This window comes from Bradyrhizobium sp. 138 (assembly GCF_023074075.1).
GTDB lineage: Bacteria > Pseudomonadota > Alphaproteobacteria > Rhizobiales > Xanthobacteraceae > Bradyrhizobium.
In genome coordinates this window covers 30,677-55,330 of the sequence record NZ_JADPKT010000072.1, presented here as the reverse complement: position 1 = coordinate 55,330, position 24,654 = coordinate 30,677, and the positions used below count along the sequence as shown (strand labels likewise).

At 65.4% G+C, this 24,654-nt stretch carries 17 protein-coding genes; 11 read left to right on the top strand and 6 right to left on the bottom strand.

What is annotated here, in order from left to right; all coding sequences use genetic code 11:
- Positions 1 to 88: 88 nt before the first annotated feature.
- The gene (locus IVA79_RS24480) at positions 89 to 2,032 is read right to left on the bottom strand and encodes a PAS domain-containing sensor histidine kinase (RefSeq protein ID WP_247557683.1); all 1,944 of its coding nucleotides are present in this window, start codon (positions 2,030 to 2,032) and stop codon (positions 89 to 91) included.
- A gap of 326 nt (positions 2,033 to 2,358) precedes the next feature.
- Here IVA79_RS24480 and thiD point away from each other — a divergent pair, with 326 nt between their 5' ends.
- The 4 genes from thiD (at position 2,359) to IVA79_RS24460 (ending at position 6,396) form a co-directional block, all read left to right on the top strand.
- On the top strand, positions 2,359 to 3,159 hold the full coding sequence (thiD, locus tag IVA79_RS24475; RefSeq protein WP_247557681.1) for a bifunctional hydroxymethylpyrimidine kinase/phosphomethylpyrimidine kinase: 801 nt from the start codon (positions 2,359 to 2,361) through the stop codon (positions 3,157 to 3,159).
- A 329-nt stretch (positions 3,160 to 3,488) separates the two neighbouring features.
- The gene (locus IVA79_RS24470) at positions 3,489 to 4,301 is read left to right on the top strand and encodes a UDP-2,3-diacylglucosamine diphosphatase (RefSeq protein WP_247557679.1); all 813 of its coding nucleotides are present in this window, start codon (positions 3,489 to 3,491) and stop codon (positions 4,299 to 4,301) included.
- 13 nt (positions 4,302 to 4,314) lie between these two features.
- Positions 4,315 to 5,358 carry a glycosyltransferase family 1 protein gene (locus IVA79_RS24465; RefSeq protein ID WP_247557677.1) on the top strand — a complete coding sequence of 348 codons (1,044 nt, stop codon included), beginning with the start codon at positions 4,315 to 4,317 and terminating at the stop codon, positions 5,356 to 5,358.
- 54 nt (positions 5,359 to 5,412) lie between these two features.
- Positions 5,413 to 6,396, top strand: coding sequence for a threonine/serine dehydratase (locus IVA79_RS24460; protein ID WP_247557675.1), 984 nt, complete (start codon positions 5,413 to 5,415; stop codon positions 6,394 to 6,396).
- 86 nt (positions 6,397 to 6,482) lie between these two features.
- Here the strand turns inward: IVA79_RS24460 and IVA79_RS24455 are convergent, their stop codons facing one another.
- Positions 6,483 to 8,267 carry a caspase family protein gene (locus IVA79_RS24455; RefSeq protein ID WP_247557673.1) on the bottom strand — a complete coding sequence of 595 codons (1,785 nt, stop codon included), beginning with the start codon at positions 8,265 to 8,267 and terminating at the stop codon, positions 6,483 to 6,485.
- A gap of 163 nt (positions 8,268 to 8,430) precedes the next feature.
- Here IVA79_RS24455 and IVA79_RS24450 point away from each other — a divergent pair, with 163 nt between their 5' ends.
- Together IVA79_RS24450 and IVA79_RS24445 are read left to right on the top strand one after the other, a co-directional pair.
- Positions 8,431 to 8,874 (top strand): RbsD/FucU domain-containing protein, encoded by a 444-nt coding sequence (locus IVA79_RS24450; RefSeq protein ID WP_247557671.1) that lies wholly within the window; start codon positions 8,431 to 8,433, stop codon positions 8,872 to 8,874.
- A gap of 80 nt (positions 8,875 to 8,954) precedes the next feature.
- The gene (locus tag IVA79_RS24445; protein WP_247557669.1) at positions 8,955 to 9,314 is read left to right on the top strand and encodes a hypothetical protein; all 360 of its coding nucleotides are present in this window, start codon (positions 8,955 to 8,957) and stop codon (positions 9,312 to 9,314) included.
- Positions 9,315 to 9,506: 192 nt separating this feature from the next.
- On the opposite strand, the gene IVA79_RS24440 is transcribed toward IVA79_RS24445, so the two are convergent.
- Positions 9,507 to 10,970 carry a hypothetical protein gene (locus IVA79_RS24440; protein WP_247557667.1) on the bottom strand — a complete coding sequence of 488 codons (1,464 nt, stop codon included), beginning with the start codon at positions 10,968 to 10,970 and terminating at the stop codon, positions 9,507 to 9,509.
- Positions 10,971 to 11,045: 75 nt separating this feature from the next.
- On the opposite strand from IVA79_RS24440, the gene IVA79_RS24435 reads away from it, so the two are divergent.
- Positions 11,046 to 12,242 (top strand): major facilitator superfamily domain-containing protein 6, encoded by a 1,197-nt coding sequence (locus IVA79_RS24435; RefSeq protein ID WP_247557665.1) that lies wholly within the window; start codon positions 11,046 to 11,048, stop codon positions 12,240 to 12,242.
- On the opposite strand, the gene dgcA is transcribed toward IVA79_RS24435, so the two are convergent.
- A complete protein-coding gene (dgcA, locus tag IVA79_RS24430; RefSeq protein WP_247557663.1) occupies positions 12,212 to 13,207 on the bottom strand; it encodes an N-acetyl-D-Glu racemase DgcA in 996 nt (331 codons plus the stop codon). The two genes, IVA79_RS24435 and dgcA, sit on opposite strands and share 31 nt — an antisense overlap.
- Positions 13,208 to 13,341: 134 nt before the next feature.
- Between dgcA and IVA79_RS24425 the strand changes: the two genes are divergently transcribed.
- The 3 genes from IVA79_RS24425 to IVA79_RS24415 are packed head-to-tail and all read left to right on the top strand — an operon-like array spanning position 13,342 to position 16,162.
- Positions 13,342 to 14,475 carry an ABC transporter permease gene (locus IVA79_RS24425; RefSeq protein WP_247557661.1) on the top strand — a complete coding sequence of 378 codons (1,134 nt, stop codon included), beginning with the start codon at positions 13,342 to 13,344 and terminating at the stop codon, positions 14,473 to 14,475.
- 2 nt (positions 14,476 to 14,477) lie between these two features.
- Positions 14,478 to 15,248: an ABC transporter ATP-binding protein gene (locus IVA79_RS24420; RefSeq protein ID WP_247557659.1), complete on the top strand. Its 771-nt coding sequence runs from the start codon at positions 14,478 to 14,480 to the stop codon at positions 15,246 to 15,248.
- Between the two features lie 41 nt (positions 15,249 to 15,289).
- On the top strand, positions 15,290 to 16,162 hold the full coding sequence (locus tag IVA79_RS24415; RefSeq protein ID WP_247557657.1) for an MlaD family protein: 873 nt from the start codon (positions 15,290 to 15,292) through the stop codon (positions 16,160 to 16,162).
- Between the two features lie 303 nt (positions 16,163 to 16,465).
- Here IVA79_RS24415 and IVA79_RS24410 read toward each other — a convergent pair whose 3' ends face one another.
- The gene (locus IVA79_RS24410) at positions 16,466 to 16,633 is read right to left on the bottom strand and encodes a hypothetical protein (protein ID WP_247557655.1); all 168 of its coding nucleotides are present in this window, start codon (positions 16,631 to 16,633) and stop codon (positions 16,466 to 16,468) included.
- Between the two features lie 342 nt (positions 16,634 to 16,975).
- Between IVA79_RS24410 and IVA79_RS24405 the strand changes: the two genes are divergently transcribed.
- A complete protein-coding gene (locus tag IVA79_RS24405) occupies positions 16,976 to 17,866 on the top strand; it encodes a hypothetical protein (RefSeq protein ID WP_247557653.1) in 891 nt (296 codons plus the stop codon).
- A 641-nt stretch (positions 17,867 to 18,507) separates the two neighbouring features.
- Here IVA79_RS24405 and IVA79_RS24400 read toward each other — a convergent pair.
- The gene (locus tag IVA79_RS24400) at positions 18,508 to 24,276 is read right to left on the bottom strand and encodes an apolipoprotein A1/A4/E family protein (protein ID WP_247557651.1); all 5,769 of its coding nucleotides are present in this window, start codon (positions 24,274 to 24,276) and stop codon (positions 18,508 to 18,510) included.
- Positions 24,277 to 24,654: the final 378 nt, after the last annotated feature.

Here is a 24,654-nt window from a genome sequence, read left to right as displayed (position 1 = left end):
ACTCCGAAAGCGTATCTGGCGGCTAATAGGCCAAAACCGGCATGGTTTAGCAAGCGGACTTGCCGGCCGCCAGATGCCGGTCGGAATTTCAGGACGTCACGACCGCCGCGGCGAATGCATCCCTGAGCCGCTGGGCGAGCTCGACCTTGCGATAGGGCTTGGTCAGCACGATCGCCTGCGCATGCGCACGGCCCTGCTCGACCAGGGTCTCCAGTGCGTAGCCCGAGGTGAACAGGACCGGCAGCGCGGGACGAATCCGCCGCGCCTGATCGGCGAGCTCCCAGCCGCTCATGCCGCCCGGCATCACGATATCGGTGAACAGCATGTCGATGCTGGGGTCGGTGCGCAGCTGCTGCAAGGCCTCCTTGCCGTTGACCGCGGCAACGACGCGATATCCAAGCGCTTCCACCCTGCGAATGACGGAGGAGCGAACGAACGGATCGTCCTCGGCGATCAGGATCGTCTCGTATCCTCGCGGCGCTGCGTCCTCGCCATCGGACAGGTCGGCCTGCGATTGTCCGGTGTCGGCGCGCGGCAGATAGATCCGGACCGTCGTCCCAAGGCCTGTCTCGCTGTAGATCGAGACATGGCCGCCTGATTGCTTCGCAAAGCCATAGACCATGCTGAGGCCGAGACCCGAGCCTTTACCGACTTCCTTGGTAGTGAAGAACGGCTCGAACGCGCGCGCGATGACGTCAGCTGTCATGCCTTCGCCGTCGTCAGTGACCGAGATCAACGCGTAAGGGCCGGCTGCGACTTCGGGGTGAAGGACGCGATAGTCCTCGTCGATCGCGGTCAGCTCCGTGCTCAGCGACAAATGTCCTCCTGCAGGCATGGCATCCTGCGCATTGAGCGCGAGATTGAGCACGGCGGATTCGAGCTGGGCGCGATCGGCAAACGCCACGATCGTACCGGGGCCGGAGCTCGTCCTGATCTCGATGTCTTCACGCAAGGTGCGCTTGAGCAGCTTGAACATGGAATCGAGCAGGCCGCGGCAATCGATCAACTGAGGCTGCAGCAATTGGCGGCGGCTGAATGCGAGCAGCCGCTGCGTCAGCTCGGCGCCCCGTTCGCCCGACTGGCAGATGTCGTCGGCAAAGCGTCGCAGATCGGGCCGAGCCTTGAGCTGCTCGCTCAAGTGCTCGGCGTTGCCGATGATGACGGTGAGGAGATTGTTGAAGTCGTGAGCGATGCCGCCGGAGAGCTGACCGACCGTCTCCATCTTCTGCGCCTGCTGCAGCTGCCGCTCGGTCAGCTTGCGCGCGGTCAGGTCGTGGACGATGCCGACGAAGATCAATTCGCCGTCCTGCCGCGCCTGGCCGACCGACAGCTCCATCGGAAAGGTCGATCCGTCCCTGCGCAGGCCAATGGCCTCGCCCGCGGTCGCGAAATGCCGCGCGTGGCTGTCGGGCGCAGCGCCGGCCTCGGGCATCAGCATCCCGACGTTCCGGCCCATCACCTCGTCGGCAGAGTAGCCGAACAAGCGCTCGCAGGCCGGATTGAACAGCAGGATGCGGTCCTGCGCATCGAGCAGGATGACGCCGTCGACGGCGGTCTCGACGATCGCGGTGAGGCGCGCCACACTCTCGCGCATCGCGCGCTGTGCGTCGCTGACCTGCTGGAGCAGCAGCGTGGCGTCCCGGGTCTTGATTTCCTCCTCCTCGAGCGCGGCCTGGACCTGCCGCAACTCGAACGGCGAGGGGATCGCCAGGATCTTCGGCAGCAGCGGCCAGAGCGCGCCCGCCGTGACCACGGATGCCACCGCTGTCGCTGCCTTGACGATGCCCTCGATGCCGTAGACCGGAACCCAGAGCGTGTAGATCGACAGCACGTGGGTCAGGCCGCATGCCATGATGAAGATCGCGAAGGCCCAGTAGACCCAGCCGAATTTGAGGTCGCGCCGCTTGGTGACCAGGATCGCGAGGGCAAACGGGATCGAAAAATAGGCGGCGGCAATGCAGACGTCGGAAACGACGTGGAGCCAGATCAGCTCAGGCTCCCACAACAGGCAGATGCCGTGCGGTGACAGCATGGACGAGTCGAGGAGACGTTCAAAAAAGGCCCACATCGTTCCACCCCAAGATTCCGTTCCAGGCGGCTTGCGGCCGGGCGGCCCGCAAATAGTTCCACCACCTCTCATCGGCGAAGCAGGTTCACGACTATACCAAGGCTCCGGCGTGGTTGCATTTTTAAGCCCGCACCATTGCGGGGCGAGCCCCGCAATGTCCGCCTGATTCGGCGAGCGCGCCACGGTATCGCGAATCACGGTCGGCCGCGGGCTCGGCGCGCTTGCCGGTGTTCCACGGTCGCGCTAGGACAGGCCATGGCGGTGTCCCTATCCAGCAAATGTGCCCGGCGATGACGAACCCGGTCGCACTCACCATCGCCGGTTCCGATTCGAGCGGCGGCGCCGGCATCCAGGCCGACCTGAAGACTTTTGCCGCGCTCGGGGTTTATGGCGCTTCCGCCATCACGGCACTGACGGCTCAGAACACGCGCGGCGTCACCGGCATTCACGCCGTGCCTGCCGACTTCGTCACCGCACAGATCGATGCCGTGTTCGCCGATCTCGAGGTCGGTGCCGTGAAGATCGGCATGGTGGCCCAAGTCGCCAGCATCGATGCGATCGCGGCGGCGCTTTCGCGCTGGAAACCTGGGCACGTGGTGCTCGATCCCGTGATGGTGGCGACATCGGGTGACCGCCTGCTGGCATCCGAGGCCATCGACGCCCTGCGCACCCGGCTGATGCCGCTGGCGTCCGTGATCACGCCCAATCTGCCGGAGGCTGCGGCGCTGCTCGACGAGCAGGTCGCGGCAAGCGAGGCCGAGATCGAAAGCCAGGGGCGGCGCCTGCTGGCGCTCGGCTGCCGTGCGGTCCTGATCAAGGGCGGGCACGGTGAGGGTGCGGACAGCATCGACTATCTCATCGACGCCGACCACACGATCGCGCTCGCCGCGCCTCGCCTCGCCACCCGCAACACCCATGGCACCGGCTGCTCGCTGTCCTCGGCGGTCGCGGCAGGGCTGGCCAAAGGCGAGGATCTGGAAAGCGCCGTGCGCAACGCCAAGGCCTGGATCGGCGCCGCGATTGGCGCTGCCGACCGCTTCACCGTCGGTCACGGCCACGGCCCGATCCATCATTTCCACAAGTTCTACTGACGCGGGCTTGCTCAACCTCTCCCGCTTGCGGGAGAGGTCGCGCCGAAGGCGCGGGTGAGGGCTCTCTCCACACGGAGACTATCGATTGGGGAGACACCCTCTCCCCAACCCTCTCCCGCAAGCGGGCCCGCAAGCGGGAGAGGGAGCGCACCTGTTCTCGCGGCTTCCAGTGTCAATCTGATCCACCCCCTGCGGCGCCATGTCGCCTGATTGTCGCATCCGACTGATATTCGCGGGGTGGGCGAGGCAAGGCGTGATTCGTATCTGAAGGTGCCTCAAGGGTTCAATCGGTCATTCCCCTGTCACGGGACATTGTTACAGGCTGACGCATGGGAAGTTACGATGTGAGTGACGAGAGCCCGGAGCGGCGCTTTCGCACGTTGTTCATCTCCGACGTTCATCTCGGAGCCCGCGGTTCTCAAGCCGATCTTCTGCTCGACTTCCTGCGCTACCATGATGCCGATACCATCTACCTCGTCGGCGACATCGTCGACGGCTGGGCGCTGAAATCGAGCTGGAACTGGCCTCAATCGCACAACGACCTCGTACAGAAGCTGCTGCGCAAGGCCCGCAAGGGCGCCAAGGTCGTCTACATCCCCGGCAATCACGACGAATTCCTGCGCAACTATTACGGCACGCATTTCGGCGGCATCGACGTGGTCGAGAACACCGTCCACACTGGCGTCGACGGCAAGCGTTATCTCGTCATCCACGGCGACATCTTCGATCTCGTAGTGCAGAACGCGCGCTGGCTCGCCCATCTCGGCGACAAGGCCTACGACTTCGCGATCCAGATGAATCGCTTCGTCAATTTCTTCCGGCGCTTGTTCGGCGTGCCCTATTGGTCGCTGTCGCAATGGGCCAAGCAGAAGGTCAAGAACGCCGTCAACTATATCGGCGCGTTCGAGCAGGCGCTCGCCGCCGAGGCGCGACGCTACGACGCCGACGGTGTGATCTGCGGCCACATCCACTACGCCGTGATCCGCGACGAGGGCGGCATTCGCTACATGAATTGCGGCGACTGGGTCGAGAGCTGCACCGCGCTCGTCGAGCACGATGACGGTCATTTCGAGATCATCACCTGGGCGGATCATTTGCAGAAGCCGGCAACCGTCCCGCAGGTTGCAGCCAGAGCTGCATGACAGAGGCCGCCTGATGCGCATCCTGGTCGCGACCGACGCCTGGCACCCGCAAGTCAACGGGGTGGTTCGGACGCTGACCAAACTCGCCGATGCCGGCAAAAGTCTCGGCGTCGAATTCGCGTTCCTGACGCCGCAATCGTTCCGCACCTTTGCGATGCCGAGCTATCGCGACGTGCGCCTCGCCATGCCGCGCCCGGCGCGGATCGTAGAGCTGATCGAGGAGGCGCGTCCCGACAGCATCCACATCGCAACGGAAGGGCCGATCGGCCTGATGGTCCGCCGCTATTGCCGCCAGCGCAGGCTGCCGTTCACGACCAGTTTCCACACCCGCTTTCCCGAATATATCCGCGCCCGCGTGCCGGTTCCGGGCTCGCTGATCTGGCGGGCGCTGCGCCGTTTCCACAGCCCCAGCCGCGCCGTGATGGCGGCAACGCCGGCGCTCGCGCGCGAGCTGACCGACCGCGGCTTCGACAACGTCGTGCTATGGCCACGCGGCGTCGACACCCATTTGTTCCATCCCCGCGCTATCGACCTCTGCCTGCCGGCGCCGGTTTTTCTGTCGGTCGGCCGCGTTGCGGTGGAGAAGAATCTCGAAGCGTTCCTCGACCTCGATCTGCCCGGCACCAAGGTGATCGTGGGCGACGGCCCGGCACGCGCCGCTCTGGAAGAGGCCTATCCCGATGCGATCTTCCTCGGCGAGAAGCACGGCGAGGAACTGGCGGACATCTATGCGGCGGCCGACGTCTTCGTGTTCCCGAGCAAGACCGACACGTTCGGCCTGGTCCTGTTGGAGGCGCTGGCAAGCGGCCTTCCGGTGGCCGCCTTCCCGGTGAAGGGCCCCCGCGACGTGATCGGCAATGCGCCGGTCGGCTCTCTCGATCACGATCTGCGCAGCGCCTGTTTCGCCGCACTCGACATCTCCCGGCAGGACTGCGTGGCCTTCGCCGCCAACTATACCTGGGAGGCCTCGGCGAGGGCTTTCGTGGCCAGCATCGAGGCGGTTGGCGCCGTGCTGCCGGGCCGGACCGGTGCGGAACAGCCGCGCTTCGTGGCCTAAATCCCCGCGCGCAGGTGTCTTGCCCGGGCCTCATCGGCCGCGATAAGCTCGGACATGACCGAACAGCTCCTCCCGATCGGCCCTGCCGACATCGATGCCGCAGCGCGCGTGATCGCGCCCTACGCCATCCGCACTCCGCTGTTGTCCTTTCCCGTGCTCAACGAGCGCGTCGGTGCGAAGGTGTTCTTGAAGCCGGAGATGCTCCAGCGCACCGGCTCGTTCAAGTTCCGCGGCGCCTTCAACAAAGTGTTCTCGATCCCGCAGGATAAGCGCGCCGGCGGTGTCGTCGCGTTCTCCTCCGGCAACCACGCCCAGGGCGTGGCGGCGGCGGCAAAAATCCTCGACATGCAGGCGACCATCGTGATGCCTGCGGACGCGCCGTTGTCGAAGCGCGAGCGCACCAAATCCTACGGCGCCGAGGTCGTGCTCTATGATCGCGACAAGGACGATCGTGAGGCGATCTCGCGCGGCATCGCCGAGAAGCGCGGCGCGACGCTGGTCAGGCCTTACGATGATCCCTTCGTGATCGCGGGCCAGGGCACCGCCGGCCGCGAGATCGCGGAAGATATGGCAACGCTCGGCCTTAGCCCCGACATCGTGGTGGCGCCAGCCTCCGGCGGCGGCCTGATCGCGGGCGTCGCGACGGCGGTGAAGGCGCGCTATCCGCAGGCCCAGATCGTCGTGGCCGAGCCCGAGGCGTTCGACGATCACGGCATTTCGCTGACCGCAGGCCATCGCGAGCCGCATCCGCCCGCGGGCCGCACCATCTGCGATGCGCTGATGGCCCTGATCCCCGGCGAGATGACGTTTGCGATCAACAGCAAGCTGCTCGCACGCGGCGTCACTGCGTCGGATGCCGAAGTCGGTGCCGCCGTCGCCTTCGCCTATCGTGAGCTCAAGCTCGTGGTGGAGCCCGGCGGCGCGGTCGGTCTCGCCGCGCTGCTTGCGGGACGTCTCGACGTTGCCGGCAAGAACGTCGTCATCGTGCTCTCCGGCGGCAATGTCGATGCCGATCTGTTCGCGGAGCTGGTGGCCTGATTTCAATCGCCACGTTCGAATCCCTCGCATGAAGAAGGGCGGAGCATCGCTGCTCCGCCCTTTGTCTTGCCTACGTTTGCGCACCGTCAGTGCATGAAGCTCCGGCGATTGTTGCCGCCGCTCATGCTCGGCGCCTGGTTCATCGACTGGCGGAAGTTGGTGTTGCTGTTGACCATGCGGCTCGGCATGGTGTTGAGCTGCGGACGGTTGTTCTGCACGTTGTTCTGGACCTGCACCTTGCTCACCGGATTGTTGGTGATCTTCACGCCGTTGTTGATGCGGATCGGATTGTTCTGCGTCTGAACATTGACCGGCTTCGACTCGACGTTCGCGCCGCCCTTGCCGACATTCACCGGCATGCTCACGATCTTGCCCGGCTTGCCGTTGCTGGCATTCGGCGTGTTGGCGGTCGGGGGCAGGGTCACGATCTTGCCGGTGCCGCCATTCGTGTTGGTGTTGGTCGGCGCGGGCAGGGTGACGATCTTGCCCGGGATCTGCGACGGCGTGCCGTTCGGCTGGTTATTGCCAGAGGGCAGGTTGACGATCTGGCCGCCATTGCCGGGTTTGCCGATGACATTGCCGTCGACCGGCTTCTGCACGACCGGCACGTTGCCGCCCATCTGCGGCCCACCATTACCCTGCTGCAACGGCATGTATTTGGGCTGGCCGAGATTGCCGATCTTGAAGGTCGGGGCAATGTTCTGCGGCGCCAGGAACTTGGTCGCCTGCATCAAGGGAATCTGCTTCGGCTGCGCCTGCAGCTTCAGCGCAACTTGCGCATAGGGGCTGTTGCCGTAGCTGTCGTAGAAGCTCTTGTACGCGACGGGCGAGTTCACCAGCACCGCCTTGTGCCAGGCCTGCGAGAGCAGAAGGTTGTTGAGCAGCCAGCGGACGTGGTCGCACAGCGGGTCGTGCGGATACATCTGGATGAACTCCTGATAATATTCCGGCCGGCCCTCGGACACGACGTAGTCATAGGCCTGGCGCGTCGAGCGGCTCGGCAGGTTGGAGGCCATCTGTACGACGGGCGCCTTCACCGGCGCACGGTTGGCGGCGACGGCGGTATCGCCGAAGAAGGTGAAGTCGCTCGTCAGCGACGAACTCTCCCACGGGATCTGCGCGCCGCTGGTGGTCTGGTTCACCTGCAGGCGCACGCGTTTGAACAGCTGCTCGATCGGCACGTTGGGCTCGCGCGCGACGTTCAGGAAGGCTTGGGTGTAGGGGCTGTGGCCGCCCGTGCCGTCGAGCGCTTCGGCGCCGGGCGCGGTCGAGTAACCGACGATCGAGCCGTTCGGCGCATCGACAATGGCAAGGCCGCGGCCGGCATCGTTGACTTGCGGGAACGGGTTGTTGCGGCAGGCGTCGAGGATGACGATGCGCATGCGGCTCGGGATCGTCTCCAGCGTCGACATCACGTCGACCAGGCGCACCGAATTGTTGACGAGCTCGGTGGGGCTCGACACCTTGGCATCGACGGGAACGAGATAGTTCTCACCGGCGAGCTGCACGCCGTGACCGGCGTAATAGACCATCGCCACCGTGTTCGGACCGCGCGACGTGACCTTGGCGGAGAAGTCCTGGACGACGCGGAGCATGTCGTTCTGGGTCAGATCGGTTGCCGAGACCACTTCGAAGCCGGCGGAGTTCAGGAACTGCGCCATCGATTGCGCGTCGTCGTCGGGGTTCGCAAGCTGCGGCGCGTTCTGGTAGTTCGCATTGCCGATCACTAGCGCCACCCGCTGCTCCGGGCCTTGCAGCGCGGTGGGGGCAGGCTGGACCGGGGCGACCTGCGCGGAAACGGGCTCGCAGGCGAAGCCGAACAGGCTTCCCACGAGGCTAGCCGTCATCAGGAAAGGCTTGAGGCGGAACATGGCGTGCTCCTTTGGCACTGATCTCGATGCGAGATTGGTTGCGAGGAAGCCTGGCCGCGTTCGAGTTTGAGGTCCGTGATCCCCATCACCATGGCGGCGGATGTGATCTGAATCACGCTTGGAACCTGCTATGGTGAACGACCGATAACAGGAACCGCCGGACATGCTGAAATCGATCGATCCGATCCTGACGCCCGACCTGCTCTGGCTGCTCGCCTCCATGGGCCACGGCGACGACCTCGTGGTCGTCGACGCCAACCACCCGGCCACGCACATCGCCCGCTCTACGTCGTCGCAGCGCCTGATCCAGCTGCCGGGCATGACGATGGAGACGGCTGTCCGCGCCATCATGTCGGTCTATCCGCTCGATGATTTCGATCCCGACCCGGTGCGCGTGATGATGCCGGTCGACAATCCCGACCGTGTGCCCGATGTGCAGCGCGCCGTGCTGGCCGAGATCGAACGCGCCAGCGGCGGTCCCGTCAGTCCCGGCAAGCTCTCACGGGCGGATTTCTATCGCGCGGCGGCGGCGGGTTTCGGCGTCGTGCAGGTCGGCGACAGCAGGGGCTATGGCTGCTTCCTGATCAGGAAGGGCGTGATCGGTTAGGCGGAATCATTCAAGGTTGCCGAGAATTCTGCACTTGAATTTGAATGGCCTCCGCACAACCGGCCGATTATTGTCGATTCATGTCTCGCCTTATGTGCCTGTCTGTTGCATTCATCCTGTCGTTGTTGCCGGCCGTCGCGCCCGCTGAACCCGTGCAGAAGCGTCCCAAGCCGGTCTGGAAAGGCTACGGCTTCCTGCCGGGTTATCGCCAGCCGCTGAGCAACAGCATTCCGCTCTACAAGCAGAAGGACGCGATGCGCCGAATGTCGCGCGCCGACCGGCGCCATTGGTACATCGACCCGGTTCCGCAATATTACCGCTGGGACGGCGAGTGGCACTATTTCGGCCGCCCGGGTTTCAACGGCGGCCGCTACAACGGCGGCAGCTTTGGTCCGTGCTGGACGCGTACGCCGATCGGAGCGGTGTGGAATTGCGGGTGATGAGGCTTCGACGATGCGGCGAGAGTGTGTGCGCCTCAATGCTCGCCTCGTGCCCCGGACGCAGCGCAGCGCTCCTTCAGCGGTGCGCTGTTGAGCCGGGGCCCATGTTGCACAGAAGTTCGGCGCTTCTCGGTCCCGGCTCTGCGCTGCAACGCTCGCGCGTTGCAGCTTGTCCGGGACACGCACTCGCCCTTACGAGAAGAACGCGATCTTTTCGGCCTGGGTCATACGGCGGATCGGCGCGAGGGGATCGTTGGCGGGGGCGCGGGGCTTCTGCAGAATGCCGCTGGCGAGGATGGTGGCGCCGAGCGAGAACTCGGTCGAGGATCCGGACAGCGGCGAGGGCATCGGTGGCAGCGACGCCGTTGGCGCTGTGGCGAATGTCGCCGTCGCCGCCATCGCCTGCTGCTCCATCACTTCGGCGGCGGCTTCCGCAATGGCGTCGGTGAGGCGCGCGAGCGAATCCATCGCGATCGGTGCGTCCGCGGCCTGCTCTTCCATCGCCGGGGCAACGATCGGCCGAGAAGCGACCGGATCCCGAAGCTCGGCGGCGACCGGTGCTGCGGTCTCCGCGGGTCTCGGCTCCGGAACGGCCGTTTCCATCTCGACCGGCGCGATGATCTCGTCGAACTCGGGATCGGGCGCGGCCATCTCCAGCGCGATGGCCTCGAGCACGGCGTCGTCCTCGGCTTGCGCGGCAGCGTCGAGCGCGAATGCGTCAGCGGCATTCGCGTCGGCGTCTTCCGCGAAGGCGGCGGTGTCCGTGGCCGGCTCTTCAAAAAACGCGACGGCCTCCGGCCGGGCATCTTCCGGCCCGACATGGTCGAGCGCGGCGTTTTCGACGGCGATCTCGCTTTCGGCCGCAACCTCCGGAGCGACGGCCGCCTGCGGTGCCTGTTCGGTCTCGGCGAACGCTTCGGTGGCGCCGGCCACTTCAACGGCGGCATCGGGCTCGGCAGCTGCCGCGACGTCCGGCGGCGACTCCGTAAAAGCCACGGGCGCTTCGCTGGCCATCTCTGCCGCTGCGGCTGCTGCAGGCGCGGTCTCGACAGGCGGGGCTTCAGCGGCGGGTGAGGGCGCCTCTTGCGCTGGAGCCGAAGGCGCCGCCTGCGGCGTTGCGCCGACGTCGGTCTGCTCGACCCGATCCCTCAGCAGATCGAAGGCAATCTTGAGCTCGACCCGGGGGTCAATGGTCGAAACCTGTCCGCAGGCGGCCTCTATCGAGGCGAGCTGCGAATCAATGAGGTCGCAGATTCGCCCGTCGGCGCCGATCTCGCGCCAGCGCCACGAGATCTCCTTGATGATGCGCACGCCGCGCGGAATCGCCGCGAGGCTGGCCTCGATCGCTGCGGGGTCGAACGCGGCGATCGCGATGGTCTCGGCTTCGCGGATGGCGCGGCGGATCTCGACCAATGCGTCGGGCAGGCGGTCTTCGACGACGGGTTGTCGCTGCGCCGCAAGGGTTTCTTCGATCTTCGCGACCGCATCGAGAACCATGCGGGTGTCCGCATTGCGGTTGCGTTTGGCGTATTCGCCAAGGAACCAGCGGCCGCGCGCGGTCTCCATGAAGGCTTCGCGGATCGCCTCGTAATCCTGCTCGTTCGGCTCGGCCGCGCGGGCCGACATAGGCGAAAGGGCAAATGCTTCGTTGGCCATGGCGATCTCTTCGCGCAAATCACTACGCGTTATTGTAACGATCACCACGATATCGACCGAATCGCAATTGGTTTGATGCAGTCCGAATCACAAATCCCCATCGCGGCATCCAGGAAACGGCGATTCGCCGTCAGCCTCGCCCTGTTCTATTCGGCCGTCTTCGCGGTCTCGGGCACGCATCTGCCGTTCTTTCCGGTGTGGCTGAAGGCGATCGGCATCGATGCCGCCTGGATCGGGCTCATCAACGCGCTGCCGGCGATCACGCGCTTCACCACGCTGCCGCAAGTGACCGCCTTTGCCGAAAAGCGGCATGCCATCCGAGCCGCCATGATGGTGTCGGTGCTGGCGACGGCGATCGGATTTACGGCAGTCGGCCTGCAGCAGCAGCCGCTGGCGCTGTTTCTGATCTATGCGTTGACCTGCATGATGTGGACGCCGACGATGCCGCTGACCGACGCCTATGCGCTACGCGGCGTCGCCCGTTACGGGCTCGATTACGGACCGCTGCGGCTATGGGGCTCGGCGGCCTTCGCCGCCGGCTCGCTCGCCTGCGGCTATCTCATCGACAGCATCGCCGCCCGCGACCTGATCTGGATCATCGTGGCATGGGCGGTCGTTGCGGTCGCAGTCAGTCTGCTGCTTCAGCCGCTCGACGATGTCAGGCGCAGGACGACGGAGCGGCATGCCGGCAAGGCGCTGCTGCGCGATGCCGGCTTCTGGGCGATCATCGCCTCGGCCGCGCTGATCCAGGGCAGTCACGTCGCCTATTACACCTTCTCGGCCATCAACTGGCAGCTCCATGGCATCAGTGGGCTGACGATCGCGGGGCTGTGGACGCTGGGCGTCATCGCCGAGATCGTCGTGTTCGCGCTGTCGCCGCGCTTCTCGCTGCATCCATCCACGATGATCGCGATCGGAGGTTTGAGCGCGGTGGTGCGCTGGATCGTCACCGCGAGCGAGCCGCCGCTGGCGCTGCTCGCGATCGTGCAGCTCGGCCACGGCCTCAGCTTCGGCATGACCATCGTCGGCACCATGAATCTGCTGGTGCAGCGCGTGCCCTCGCATCAGATCGCGCGGGGGCAGGGCTATTACGCCGCCTGCAACGGCCTCTTGGGCGCGACCACCTCGATCGCGTCAGGCGCGATCTACGCCCGCATCGGCGACGGCCTGTACTACGTCATGGCCGCGATGGCTGCTGGTGGCGCGCTCCTGATCTGGTCGGCACGGCATCGGCTCAATGCTCAGCCCCACAGCGAGGCATCCGGCGGATAGACCAGGCTGTCGTCGTAACGTAGCCCATGATCGCGGTCGCGCGCGAGCAGCAAGGGACCATCGAGATCGACGAAGCGCGCCTGCGGCGTCACCAGCATCGCCGGCGCCATCGACAGCGAGGTCGCGACCATGCAGCCGATCATGATCTCGAAGCCGAGCGACTGCGCCGCATCGGCCATGGCCAGCGCTTCAGTGAGGCCGCCGGTCTTGTCGAGCTTGATGTTCACGGCGTCGTAGCGTTCGCGCAAGGGCGCAAGCGAGGCGCGATCGTGGACGCTCTCGTCGGCGCAGACTGCGAGCGGCCGCTTGATCCGCGCCAGCGCCTCGTCCTTCCCGGCCGGCAGCGGCTGCTCCACCAGGGTCACGCCGACGGCGGCGCAGGCGGCGAGATTGGCTTCCAGATTGGCCTCGGTCCAGGCTTCGTTGGCATCGACGATCAGCTCGGATTCGGGCGCGGCCTTGCGCACCGCCGCGATCCGCTGGGGATCGCCGTCGCCGCCGAGCTTGATCTTGAGCAGCGGCCGGTGCGCCGCCTTGGCGGTCGCCGCGGCCATGGCCTCGGGGGTCCCTAACGAGATCGTGTAGGCGGTGATGCGCTTCCCCGGCAGGGGGCGGTCGAGCAGGCTCCAGGCCCGCAGGCCCGCCGCCTTGGCCTCCAGGTCGATCAAGGCGCAATCCAGGGCGTTGCGGGCCGCCCCAGGCGGCATGGCCGCCTGCAGGGCCTGCCGGCTGATACCGCCGGCCACGACCTCCTGCATCGCCTGGATGGCCGCGAGCGTCGCCTCCGGCGTCTCGCCATAGCGGGAATAGGGCACGCACTCGCCGCGGCCGGTCAGCCCGTCCCGGCTGACCTCCGCCACGACAGTCACGGCCTCGGTTTTGGCCCCCCGGCTGATGGTAAAGCTGCCCGCGATCGGGAAGCGCTCGATTCGCGCCGCCAGGGACGCAAATTTCATGGAAGTCATTTTGAACTCTGGCGAAATCTGAACCTGCTAGTTACCTCTAGCAACTAACATTAACCACTTGGGGATACCTTCTCTGGGTAAGGGCGCGTGCGCAACCATCTGATTTTCTCCGCCCCGGCACGGGAGCGGACATCTTGAACAGCGATCCGAAGCTGGAACGGATCGCCAAGGGCAACGCGCTGGCACTTTGCGCCACTGGGACCTGGACCGCGAGCTTCGCGCCGGTCCTGGAGCGGATCGTGGCCGACGCCGAGAAGCTCGCTGGCAGTCCCCAGAGCATCTTCATCGACGTCTCCGAGGTCGCCAAGCTCGACACGTTCGGTGCCTGGCTGATCGAGCGGCTGCGCCGCAGCCTGACCAAAGGGCCCGTCGAGGCGCAGATCGCGGGGCTCTCCGCCAACTATTCCAGCCTGGTCGACGAGGTGCGGCGGGTCAGAGCGACGACCGCGGTCGACAGCGGCACGGTGACCATCACCGGCATGCTCGAGCAGATCGGCCGGACCGTGGCCGGTGTGGGCGGGACGGTCGCCGGCCTCGTCGACATGCTTGGTGCCGTGCTCGCGGCATGGTTTCGCGTCCTGATCCACCCGCGCTCGTTTCGCCTGACCTCGACCGTGCATCACATGGAGCAGGTCTGCTGGCGCGCGGTGCCGATCATCGTGCTGATCACCTTCCTGATCGGCTGCATCATCGCGCAACAAGGCATCTTCCATTTCCGAAGATTCGGCGCCGACATCTTCGTGGTCGACATGCTGGGCGTGCTGGTGCTGCGCGAGATCGGGGTGCTCCTGGTCGCGATCATGGTCGCGGGCCGCTCGGGCAGCGCCTACACCGCCGAGCTCGGTTCGATGAAGATGCGCGAGGAGATCGACGCACTGCGCACCATGGGCTTCGATCCGATCGAGGTCTTGGTGCTGCCGCGCATGATGGCCCTCGTGCTGGCGCTGCCGATCCTCGCATTCCTCGGCGCGATGGCCGCGCTCTATGGCGGCGGGCTCGTCGCCTGGCTCTATGGCGGCGTCGAGCCCGAGGCCTTCCTGCTGCGCCTGCGCGATGCCATCTCGATCGACCATTTCATCGTCGGCATCGTCAAGGCCCCGGTCATGGCCGCGGTGATCGGCATCGTCGCCTGCGTCGAAGGGCTCGCGGTGCAGGGCAGCGCGGAATCGCTCGGACAGCACACCACCGCCTCGGTGGTGAAGGGCATCTTCTTCGTCATCGTCATGGACGGTGTCTTCGCCATCTTCTTCGCCTCGATCGGGATGTGACGATGACAGGCGAGATGCAAAATCCCATCATCCGCGTGCGCGATATCACCGTGCAGTTCGGCTCGACACGCGTGCTCGACGGCCTCAACCTCGACGTCAAGCGCGGCGAGATTTTGGGATTTGTCGGCCCATCGGGCGCGGGCAAGTCGGTGCTGACGCGCACCATCATCGGCCTCGTGCCGAAGGTCGCTGGCTCCATCGAGGTGTTCGGCGTCGACCTGGATTCCTCGAGCACCTCGCAGCGCCGCAACGTCGAGCGGCGTTGGGGCGTCTTGTTTCAGCAGGGCGCGCTGTTCTCCTCGCTGACGGTGCGGCAGAACATCCAGTTTCCGATGCGCGAATATTTGCGGGTCTCGCAGCGGCTGATGGACGAGATCACCATGGCCAAGCTCACCATGGTCGGCCTCAAGCCTGAGGTCGCCGAGCGCTTCCCGTCCGAGCTCTCAGGCGGCATGATCAAGCGCGTGGCGCTGGCGCGCGCGCTGTCGCTCGATCCGGACCTCGTCTTCCTGGACGAGCCGACCTCGGGCCTCGACCCGATCGGCGCCGGCGATTTCGACGAGCTGGTCCGGACGCTCCAGCGCACTTTGGGGCTGACGGTTTTCATGGTAACCCACGACCTCGACAGCCTTTACACAGCGTGTGACCGCATCGCCGTTTTAGGGAACGGTAAGATCATTGCGGCAGGGTCGATCGCCGACATGCAGGCCTCGCAGCATCCCTGGCTGAGGCAGTATTTCCATGGCAAGCGCGCCCGCGCGGTCATGGGTTGAGAGCTGGGTTGAGTAGCTGGGATGAGTAGCCGGAGCACCTGATGGAAACGCGGGCGAATTACGTCTTGATCGGGTCGTTCACGCTGGCGGTGATCGCCGCGGCGATCGGCTTCGTGCTGTGGTTTCAGTCGCTGCACACCACCAAGCAGCGCAGCCCCTTGCGCGTTGTGTTCGAGGGCCCGGCGGCGGGCCTGCGCAATGGCGGCAGCGTCAATTTCAACGGTATCAGGGTGGGCGAGGTGGTCTCGGTGAAGCTGGACAACCCGCGGCGGGTTGTCGCACTCGCCATGATCGAGAACAATGCCCCGATCCGCAAGGACACGCTGGTCGGCCTCGAATTCCAGGGCCTCACCGGCGTTGCCGCGATCTCGCTCAAGGGCGGCGACGAGGCCGCGGCACCGCCGCCGCTCGACCAGGACGGCATCCCGACGCTGACCGCCGACCCCAACAAGCTGCAGGACGTCACCGAGGCGATCCGCGGCACGCTGCAGAACATCAACAAGATCGTCGCCGACAATCAGGAATCGGTGAAGAACTCGCTGAAGAATCTGGAGACCTTCACCAACTCGCTCGCGCGCAACTCCGAGAAGATCGACGGCGTGATGGCCAAGGTCGACGGCGTCATGCTCAAGGCCGACAATCTCATGCTCGGCCTCAACACGCTCGCCGGCGGCAAGGACGGCGGCGAGCTGTTCCAGGCGGTGAAGTCGATCCGCGAGCTCGCCGACGATTTCGACAAGCGCTCCGGTGCGTTGATGTCCGACGGCCGCCGCACCCTCGGCGACATCAGCCGCGCCGTGAACAACTTCGACCGCAACCCCACCCGCGTGCTGTTCGGCGCCAGCAACTCGTCGCAACCCGCCCCGCCGCCCGAGCCGCCGAAGCCCACGCCCGCCGCGAACGGCCGGCGGTAGCAGTAGCGGTCTGCGCAGCTCTAACCCACGTCATTGCGAGCGTAGCGAAGCAATCCAGACCGTCTCCGTGGGCGCAGTCTGGATTGCTTCGTCGCAAGGGCTCCTCGCAATGACGATGTGGAGAGAGTGTCCGCCGCTCTCGTAGACCGGATGGAGCGCTAGCGTAATCCGGGACTCTTTGCTTGGCTCCCCGCATTCCGCTGCGCGCCATGCGGGCTACGATCTCTCCTCGCAACGACGAGCCCAAACAAAAACGGAGCCCATGAGGGCTCCGCTTTCTATTCGCTATTCGCCAGTTGCTGCTTACCCCAGCCGTCCCGCCGCATGGGCCAGCAGCGTGTAGACCAGGCCCGTCTCCGAGGTCAGGTGGCTGCGCAGCTCCTGCGGGCCGCGGCCGTCGCGGGCGGCTTCGTCAAAGACCTTCTGCCGTTCCTCATGGGGATGGATGGTTCGTGCAAATTTGCACCTCACGTGGCAAACGAGTAAACGTAAGAGTTGCCTTTTTGGACGAGCTCGCCTTACAAACGAGGAGCTATTTTGTGGCTTTCACTTTATCTGATCTGAAGGCGGAATTGAGTGCGCTCGCGCCCGGGGCGGCGTGTTGTATTCATCACGACACATTCGCCGATCTTTTCCCACCCGGTGAGCCTGACGACGGCGCAAGAAAAGCAGCGTACGACTTCGCGAAAGCGAATGCCTGCGCCACAACCGTCCATCCGAACAGACGTTGTGCTTCGTTAAAGAGAGAAAGTAGGCTGGCCGTGGCGACGGCGGGTACGATGCCCACGAGCGAAATGGTTGGAGTAGAGACTTATGACGCTCATAGTCGGGATGGCCAATGCAGAAATAGGCTTCATGGTGGGAGATACCCTGCTAACCCCATTACTAGAGGTTAAGGGAAATCCAACTGGTGCTGTAAATGGCGAATTCCACGGTCTCAAGATTCAAATTCTGAATGACAAGATTGCGATTGGCTTTTCGTCCTCGAACTCTGCCGAGACGGCTCTAAGTATAGTCTCCAACGTGTGGCGTGCGTTGCAGACCGATCCTGACGTAGACGTCTGCGCGAAGCTGTCGGACGACTACCAGCAAAGCCTAAGCTCTGCGGCTGATGAAAAACCGGACTGTGAATTTCTCGTTCTGCAATTGGGCGTTAGCAGCAATGGGTTAGCCCACATCACCGCCGAAGGTATACAGCGCTGCGAGCGGGCGTACATTGGGGACCAGGCTCAATATAAGCAGATGAACGCACTAAGAAAGCCGTATGACCCGCCTAAAGAACAGTACGTGCAGCAGCCCGATGGGACTTTCCAGATCGAAAAGACGAGCGACAGTAAAGGTCAGATCGAATTTATGGAAGTCAGCTCGGCCATGGAAGAACTTGTTCAGCAGAGGAACACGGCTGTGGGCGCTATCGGCGGGAATGTCATTCGGGTTTGCGATGCATGGCCATCCGGCAAGTTGGAGTACATGCAAGCCGGCATAGTATCTCTCAGTGCAGAAGAGGGGCAATCGGGCTTTTCTCTTCTTTCGTCCTGCACAGGGACGAGAGGAGTTGGAATATACTACCGATCTGGAAAGCTAGGTTTTTTGATGATCGTTGGCGATGCCGAAACGTGTCGTAAGGAATCATCAGAAACCATTCAGTCGTTTATTGAGCTGGCTTCCCAACAGTACGGCATGAATTTAGTCGGACCGACTTAGCAAATCGACGATTGCCTTCTGACGAAGGCCGCCCAACGGTGTGTGCAATCCCTATCGAATCACTACCAACCAAGCCGTTATCGTCAACCCATCTCGGGTGACCAATCGCTATCGGTACTTGTCGTCGATGCGGGGCGTGTTTCCGAACTGTCCTGGGGCGGTCGTCCGGGCTGCGAGCGACTTGTCCGCCGTAGCTCGAAGAGCGAAGGTGGAAGCGAAGCAATCCAGACCGTCTCCGCTGTGGCAGTCTGGATTGCTTCGTCGCAAGAGCTCCTCGCAATGACGGCTCAAGGTGGGGTTGCCGCGCACTCTCATGTCCCGGACGCGCTGCAGCGTGTAACGCTGCTGCGCAGAGCCGGGACCCAGCAAGCCACACCGTCCGCTGCAACATGGGCCCCGGCTCTGCAGCGCACCGCCGAAGGGCGCTGCGCTGCGTCCGGGGCACGAGAGCGAGGATGTGTCGCTCTCGTAGCCCGGATGGAGCGCAAGCGTAATGCGGGGCTCTTTGCTTGGCTCCCCGCATTCCGCTGCGCGCCATGCGGGCTACGATCTCTCCTCGCAACGACGCCCTCAAGCAAAAACGGAGCCCGCGAGGGCTCCGTCTTTCATTCGCTATTCGCCACTCGCCATTCGCGAGCCGCTTACCCCAGCCGCCCCGCTGCATGCGCCAGCAGCGTGTAGACCAGGCCCGTCTCCGAGGTCAGGTGGCTGCGCAGCTCCTGCGGGCCGCGGCCGTCGCGGGCGACTTCGTCGAGCAGGCGCTCGAACTCGGCGACGTAGCGGTCGACGGTGCCCTTGAAGTTGCGGTCGGCGCGGTACTTGCGGGCGACCTCGTCGAAGGCCTTCTGGCCGGCGGGCGTGTAGAGGCGCTTGGTGAAGGCCTTGTTCTCGCCGCGCTGGTAGCGGTCCCACATCTCGGCGGCGAGGTTGCGGTCCATCAGCCGGCCGATGTCGAGCGACAGCGATTCCAGCGGATTGCTGCTTGCTTGCGGAGCCTGCGGCTGCGGCGCGGGTGCGGCGCGGCCACGGGAAGCCTGACCAGTCGGTGCGCCCTGATTGGCGTCGGTCCGGTTGAGCAGGTCCGACAGCCAGCCGTCACGGCCCTGATCGTTGCCCGCAGGCGCGACCGGCGGTGCTTCGGTGCGGCGCGCGGCCGGCATGCCCAAGTCCGGCGGCGGCAGCGTCGAGGCGCTGCCGGTGTCCCGCATCCGGGTCTCAGTGGCGCGGACGCCGACCGCGGCCATCATCGGCTCTTCCTGGCGCTGCACGCTGGCACGGCTCGTCGTGGTGACGTCGAGGCCGCGGCCATGCTGGGCCACGATGCGGTTGAGCTCGGCGAGAGCCTCGATCTGGTCGACGATCACCTTGCGCATCTGCGCCGTGCTCTCGGCGGCCTCCTGCGGCATCTCGAGCACGCCGCGGCGCAGCTCGTTGCGGGTGGCTTCGAGCTCGTTGTGCATCTCGAAGGCCATCTGCTTCATGCTGGAGACGAGGTTGGTGAACTTCTCCGTCGACTGCTTGAACATCGCGTCCGCCTCGTCCGTGGTCTGGCGGTAGATGTCGTGCATCGCCTCGATGGTCTGGCGATGCTCTTCCTCGGACGCCGACCGCACCGCCTCGAACTGGCGGGTGATCGCGGCCGAGCCTGCGCCGGCGGTCTCGGCGACGACGCGGGCGATGTCGCGGGCGCGCTCTTCGGCCGCGGCGAGCGATTCATCGAGCAGGCCGGTGAAGCGCGACAGCCGCTGGTCGAGATCGGCGGTGCGCAGGTCGATCGTGGTGACGAGCGATTCCAGCGCCTGCTTGCGCTCGGCGAGCGAGGCGGTGGTGTTCTTGTTGCTCTGCTCGACGACCTGCGCGGCGTCGACCAGCGCCTTGCCGTGCGCGTCGAACTGGGTCGACAGCTCGCCGAGATCCTGCAGCGCCTTCGTGGTCTTGCTGTTGAAGACGTTGAGCTGCTCTTCCAGGTTCTGCGTCGCCGCGCCGTTGCGCGAGGTGACGTCGTTCATCGCCGAGACGAAGTCGGCGACACGGGTCACCAGCGCCCGCTCGAGCGAGTTGAGGTTGTCGTGCGCACCGGTCAGCACCTCCTGGAGCAGGATGTTGCCTTCGCGCAGACGCTCGAACAGCGCCACCGTGTCGGTGCGCAGGATCTTGCTGGTCTCCTGCATCTCGGTGACGGCCGCAATCGAGACCTGGCGCGACTGGTCGATCGCGGAACGCGAGGCCTGCTCGAGGTCCTTGAGCGACTTGCCGACCGCGCTGGTGGCGATCTCGCTCGCCGCGTTGATGGTGCGGGCGACTTCCGAGCCGTTGCCCATCATGGTCTGCGAGAAGGCCTGGCCGCGCGTCTCGATCGACTTCAGTGCGTCCGAGGTGACGCGGTCGATGTCGAGCGTGAGCTGGCTGGTCTTCGAGCCGATCGCATCGACCAGCGCACCGCGCTTGGCATCGATCATGTTCGACAGGCGGTCGGCCTGCTGCTGCACGTAGGTGACGATCTCGTCGGTCTTGCCGGTCATGGCCTGGCCGAAGCTGGAGCTGGCGGCGAGCACCGAGCGCTCGACGTCGGACGAGCTCGACTTGACCCGCGAGCTCGCCTCGTTGGAGGCCGTGATCAGCGCGTTCTGGGCGTTGAGCGCGCTGGTCTGGATGTCGTTGGTCGCGTTCGCGGTGGCCGCGCTCAGCGTACGCTCGATCTCGGTCGAGATCGTGCGGATCTGGCTCGCGGCATCCGCCGAGGTCGAGGTCAGCGAGGTCTGGGCCTCACGTGCGCTGTTGAGGATGGTCGAGGCGGTGTCGGCGCCGACCGCGGTCAGCGTACGCTCGATATCGGTGGTCAGCGACTTGATCTGGCTCGCCGCGTCAGTCGAGGCGGAGATCAGCGATCCCTGGGCCTCGCGCACGCCGCTGGTGAGCGCCTCGATGGTGGCACCGCCGGCGGTCGCCAGCGCGCGCTGCATCTCGGCCGCGAGCGAACGGACCTGGCTGGTCTGTTCGGCCGAGACCGTGAGCAGGGTGGTCTGGGCATCGCGGGCGCTGGTGGTGATGGTCTCGGCGGTCGACTGGCCGACCTGCGAGAGCGAACGATGCACTTCGGCCGCGAGCGACTTGACCTGGTTCGCCGCCTCCGAGGACGCCGTCACCAGCACGTTCTGCGCCTCGCGAGCGCCGGCGGTGATGGTTTCGGCGGTCGAGGTGCCGGCCATCGAGAGCGAGCGCTGCACATCGGCCGTGAGCGACTTGACCTGGGCCGCCGCATCCGAGGATCCGGCAACCAGGGTGTTCTGGGCCTCGCGGGCACCGCTGGTGAGGATCTCGGCGGTCGAGGTGCCGGCCATCGTGAGCGAACGCTGCACGTCGGAGGACAGCGCCTTGATCTGGTTGGCGGTCTCGGCCGAGGCCGCGATCAGCGTGCTCTGCGCATCGCGAGCGCCAGCGGTGATCGATTCCGCCGTGGTGGAGCCGGCCAGCGACAGCGAGCGCTGCACGTCGGCGGTGAGCGTCTTGACGTGGTTGGCCGCGTCCGAGGACGCCGTGACGAGGGTGGTCTGGACCTCGCGGGCGCCGGCCAGGATCGAGGCCGCGGTGGCGGAGCCTGCCGCCGACAGCGTGCGTTCGACGTCGGCCGCGAGCCCCTTGATCTGGCTGGAGGCTTCGCCCGACGCTGCGACCAGGGTCGACTGCGCCTCGCGGGCGCTGTTCAGGATCGAGTTCGCCGAACCGGTGCCGACCGCGGTCAGCGCGCGCTCGACCTCGGCGGAGGTCATCTTGAGCTGGGCGTTGACGTCGGAGGAGACCGTCATCAGCGACTGCTGGGCGGTGCGCGCACCGGTCTGGATCGTCTCGCTGGTGTTGACGACGAGGTTGGTGAGCGAACGCTCGGCGTCCTCGACATGCGAGCGGATCGCGGTCGAGATCATCTCGGCGCGGGACATCATGTCCTCGCTGGCCTGGCGGCCGCTGCTCTCGATGCGGCCGGCGACGGCCTCGACGCGCGAGCCGAGCAGATCCTCGAACTGCGCCACGCGCACGTCGATGTCGCTGGCGACCGAGCCGACCTTGGTCTCGATGACCTGATGGATCTCCTGGAAGCGCGCCGTGACCGTGTCGGTCAGGTGCGTGCTGCGGCCGTCGATGATCTCGGTGACGCCGGTGATGCGGCGGTCGACCGCGTCGATCGCCTGGGCGGTGCCGTCCGTGAGGGTCGAGGTCAGGAGGGTCAGGCGCGTGTCGATCGACTGCACCGCTTGCGAAGCGCCGTTCGTCACCGCGGTGGTGAGGTAGGTGAGGCGGGAGTCGATGGACTCGAGCGCCTGCGACGCGCCGCCGGTGAGCGTCGTCGTGAGGTGGGTCAGCCTCGTGTCGATCGACTGGATGGTCTGGGATGCGCCATCGGTCAGCGAGGTCGTGAGGTGGGTGAGGCGGGAGTCGATCGACTGGATCGCCTGCGTGGCGCCGTCCGTCAGTGTGGTCGCCAGCGTGTCGAGACGGCTGTCGACGGTCTCGGTGACCGACTTCGCACGGGTGTCGAACGACTGTTCGAGCGCGGTGACGCGGCCGCCGAGCTGCTCGTCGAAGGTCTTGATGTGGCCTTCGATCGTCGAGTCGAGGCTGGAGATCTTGCCGTTCAGCGAGGCGTCGAGATTGCTGACGCGTTCTCCGATCGTGGTTTCGAACTGCACCAGGCGCTGGTCGAGCACGGCCGTGATCTCGCCACCGTTCGCGGTGAAGCGGGTGTCGAAATTGTCGACATAGGTCTTGAGCGACTCATGGATGTCCTGCGTGCGCTGGCCCATGCGCTCGACGATCTCGCCGCCGAAGGTCTTCACGGTGCGGTCGAACTCGGAGATGTGGCGCGTGATCAGGGCGCCCAGCGTGCCGGAGTCGCGGGCGAACTTCTCGACCAGCTCGGTGCCCTGGTTCCGCACCAGCTCGTCGAACGCGCTCATCTGCAGCGACAGCGAGTCGTGCGCGGTCTCGGTCTGGCTGACGACCTTGGCGACGAGGGTGTTGACGGTGGCGTCGAGCGCCTCGCTCGCCTTGTCGCCGCTCGTCATGATCTGGCCGGCGAGGCGGTTGCCGGCGTCGTCGATCTTGGAGGAGAGGTCGTTGGAGCGCAGCTCGAGCTCGAGCAGCAGCGAGTCCGAGGAATTCTTCAAGCTGTCGTGCACCTGCTCGGTGCGCTCGGAGATGCCGTCGACGATCGCGGCGGAGCGCTGCTCGAATTCGCCGGTGATGCGGTCGATGCGCTCGTTCAGCATCTCGTGGACGCGGTCGGCGAGGTCGACGAACTCGTCGTGGACGTGGCCGGTCTTGAAGTTGAGGCTGGTGGTCAGCCGCTCGCTGGCGTCGAGCACCGCGCGCGTGGTCTCGTTGCTGGCCTCCTCGAGGCGGTCGAGCAGGTCGCCGCCGCGTTCGCCGAGCGCCAGGATCATGTTGTCGCCGGCATTGCTCAGCGCGCTGGTGATGTGGGCGCCGCGCTCTTCCAGCGCACCGGTGATGGACTTGGCGACTTCGTCGACGCGTGAGGCGATCGCGTCCGAGATCAGCGCGATGTCGTGGCGCAGATCGATCTGCACGCCGGAGATGGCGCTGCGGACCTGCTCGGCCTGGCCGACCAGATTGTCGCGCTGATGCGCGATGTCCTGGAGCAGGGCGCGGATGCGCACTTCGTTGTCGGAATAGGCGCGTTCGAGCGCGGCGACCTCGTTGGCGACCAGCGTCTCGAGCTCGCCGGCACGCGCGATCGCACGCTCGATGCCGTCGCCCATCGCCGCGACCTCGCGGCGGATGGCCTGGCCGACGGTGACCATGGAATCGGAGGCCGAGCCTTCGGGCTCGGAGAAGCGGATCGCGACCTGCGCCATCGCCTGCGCGATCATGCGCATTTCCTGGCCGCGCCAGACCAGGCTGGCGAGGAAGTAGAACAGCATGATCGGCGCGAAGAACATCGCGATCAGGCCGGCGATGACGAGCACGCCGCCGCTCTGGCCCATGGCGGCCTGTATCGAGGGCAGGAAGCCGAACGTCAGCGCAGCGCAGGCAGCGAGCCAGACGCCGGCGAAGATGGTGGCGAAGGTATAGACGCTGCGGGCAGGGCGGCCCTTCTGCAGCGCCTGGAGCAGCTGGCCGATGGTCTCGCGGTCGTCATTGGCGGCGCGGCGCGAAGAGCGCGGCTCCTCGACCGGATCGAACACGGTCGACCGTTCGTTGGCGGCGGGGCGCGGCTCGAAGCTCGGCTCGTCGAAGATCGGGGGCGCCGGCGGCGCCACCGAGGACGCCGTCTCGTTGCGCATCGAGGCGTTGCGGCTGGTGTCCGCAGCCGTGTCGCTGATGTTGAGGGCTTCCTGGATCGCAGAAAGCGCAACTTCTGTGGGGTCTTTGACCTTTTTCGGAGTGTTCGCCATGTTCAGTCCGAGCCCTCGTTACTTGTACGCGTCCCCCCGCGAGCCCTGCGCGCTACGCAAGCCCACAGACCGGATCATGCCGCTTGCGCGGATCTCCGAGCCGTCCCCACCCGGACGGCTTGTCCGCCAATTTCTGCAACATCCTATTGGCAGAGCGTCGCGAATGAAATGCCCGCGATTAAGACAATCTTAATCATCGTTAACAGGATCGCGCCCTAACGCCTTAGCAATCAATGAAATTCTCCACCGGTCTCGGCCGATTGCGGCAACTTTTCGTCAATAAACCGGCAGATCTGCGTCAAACAGCCCAAACATTTCGTTAACCATTTCCATGCTTGGGTAAGGAGAAACTACCGCCGGACCGGCGGAACCATCGCG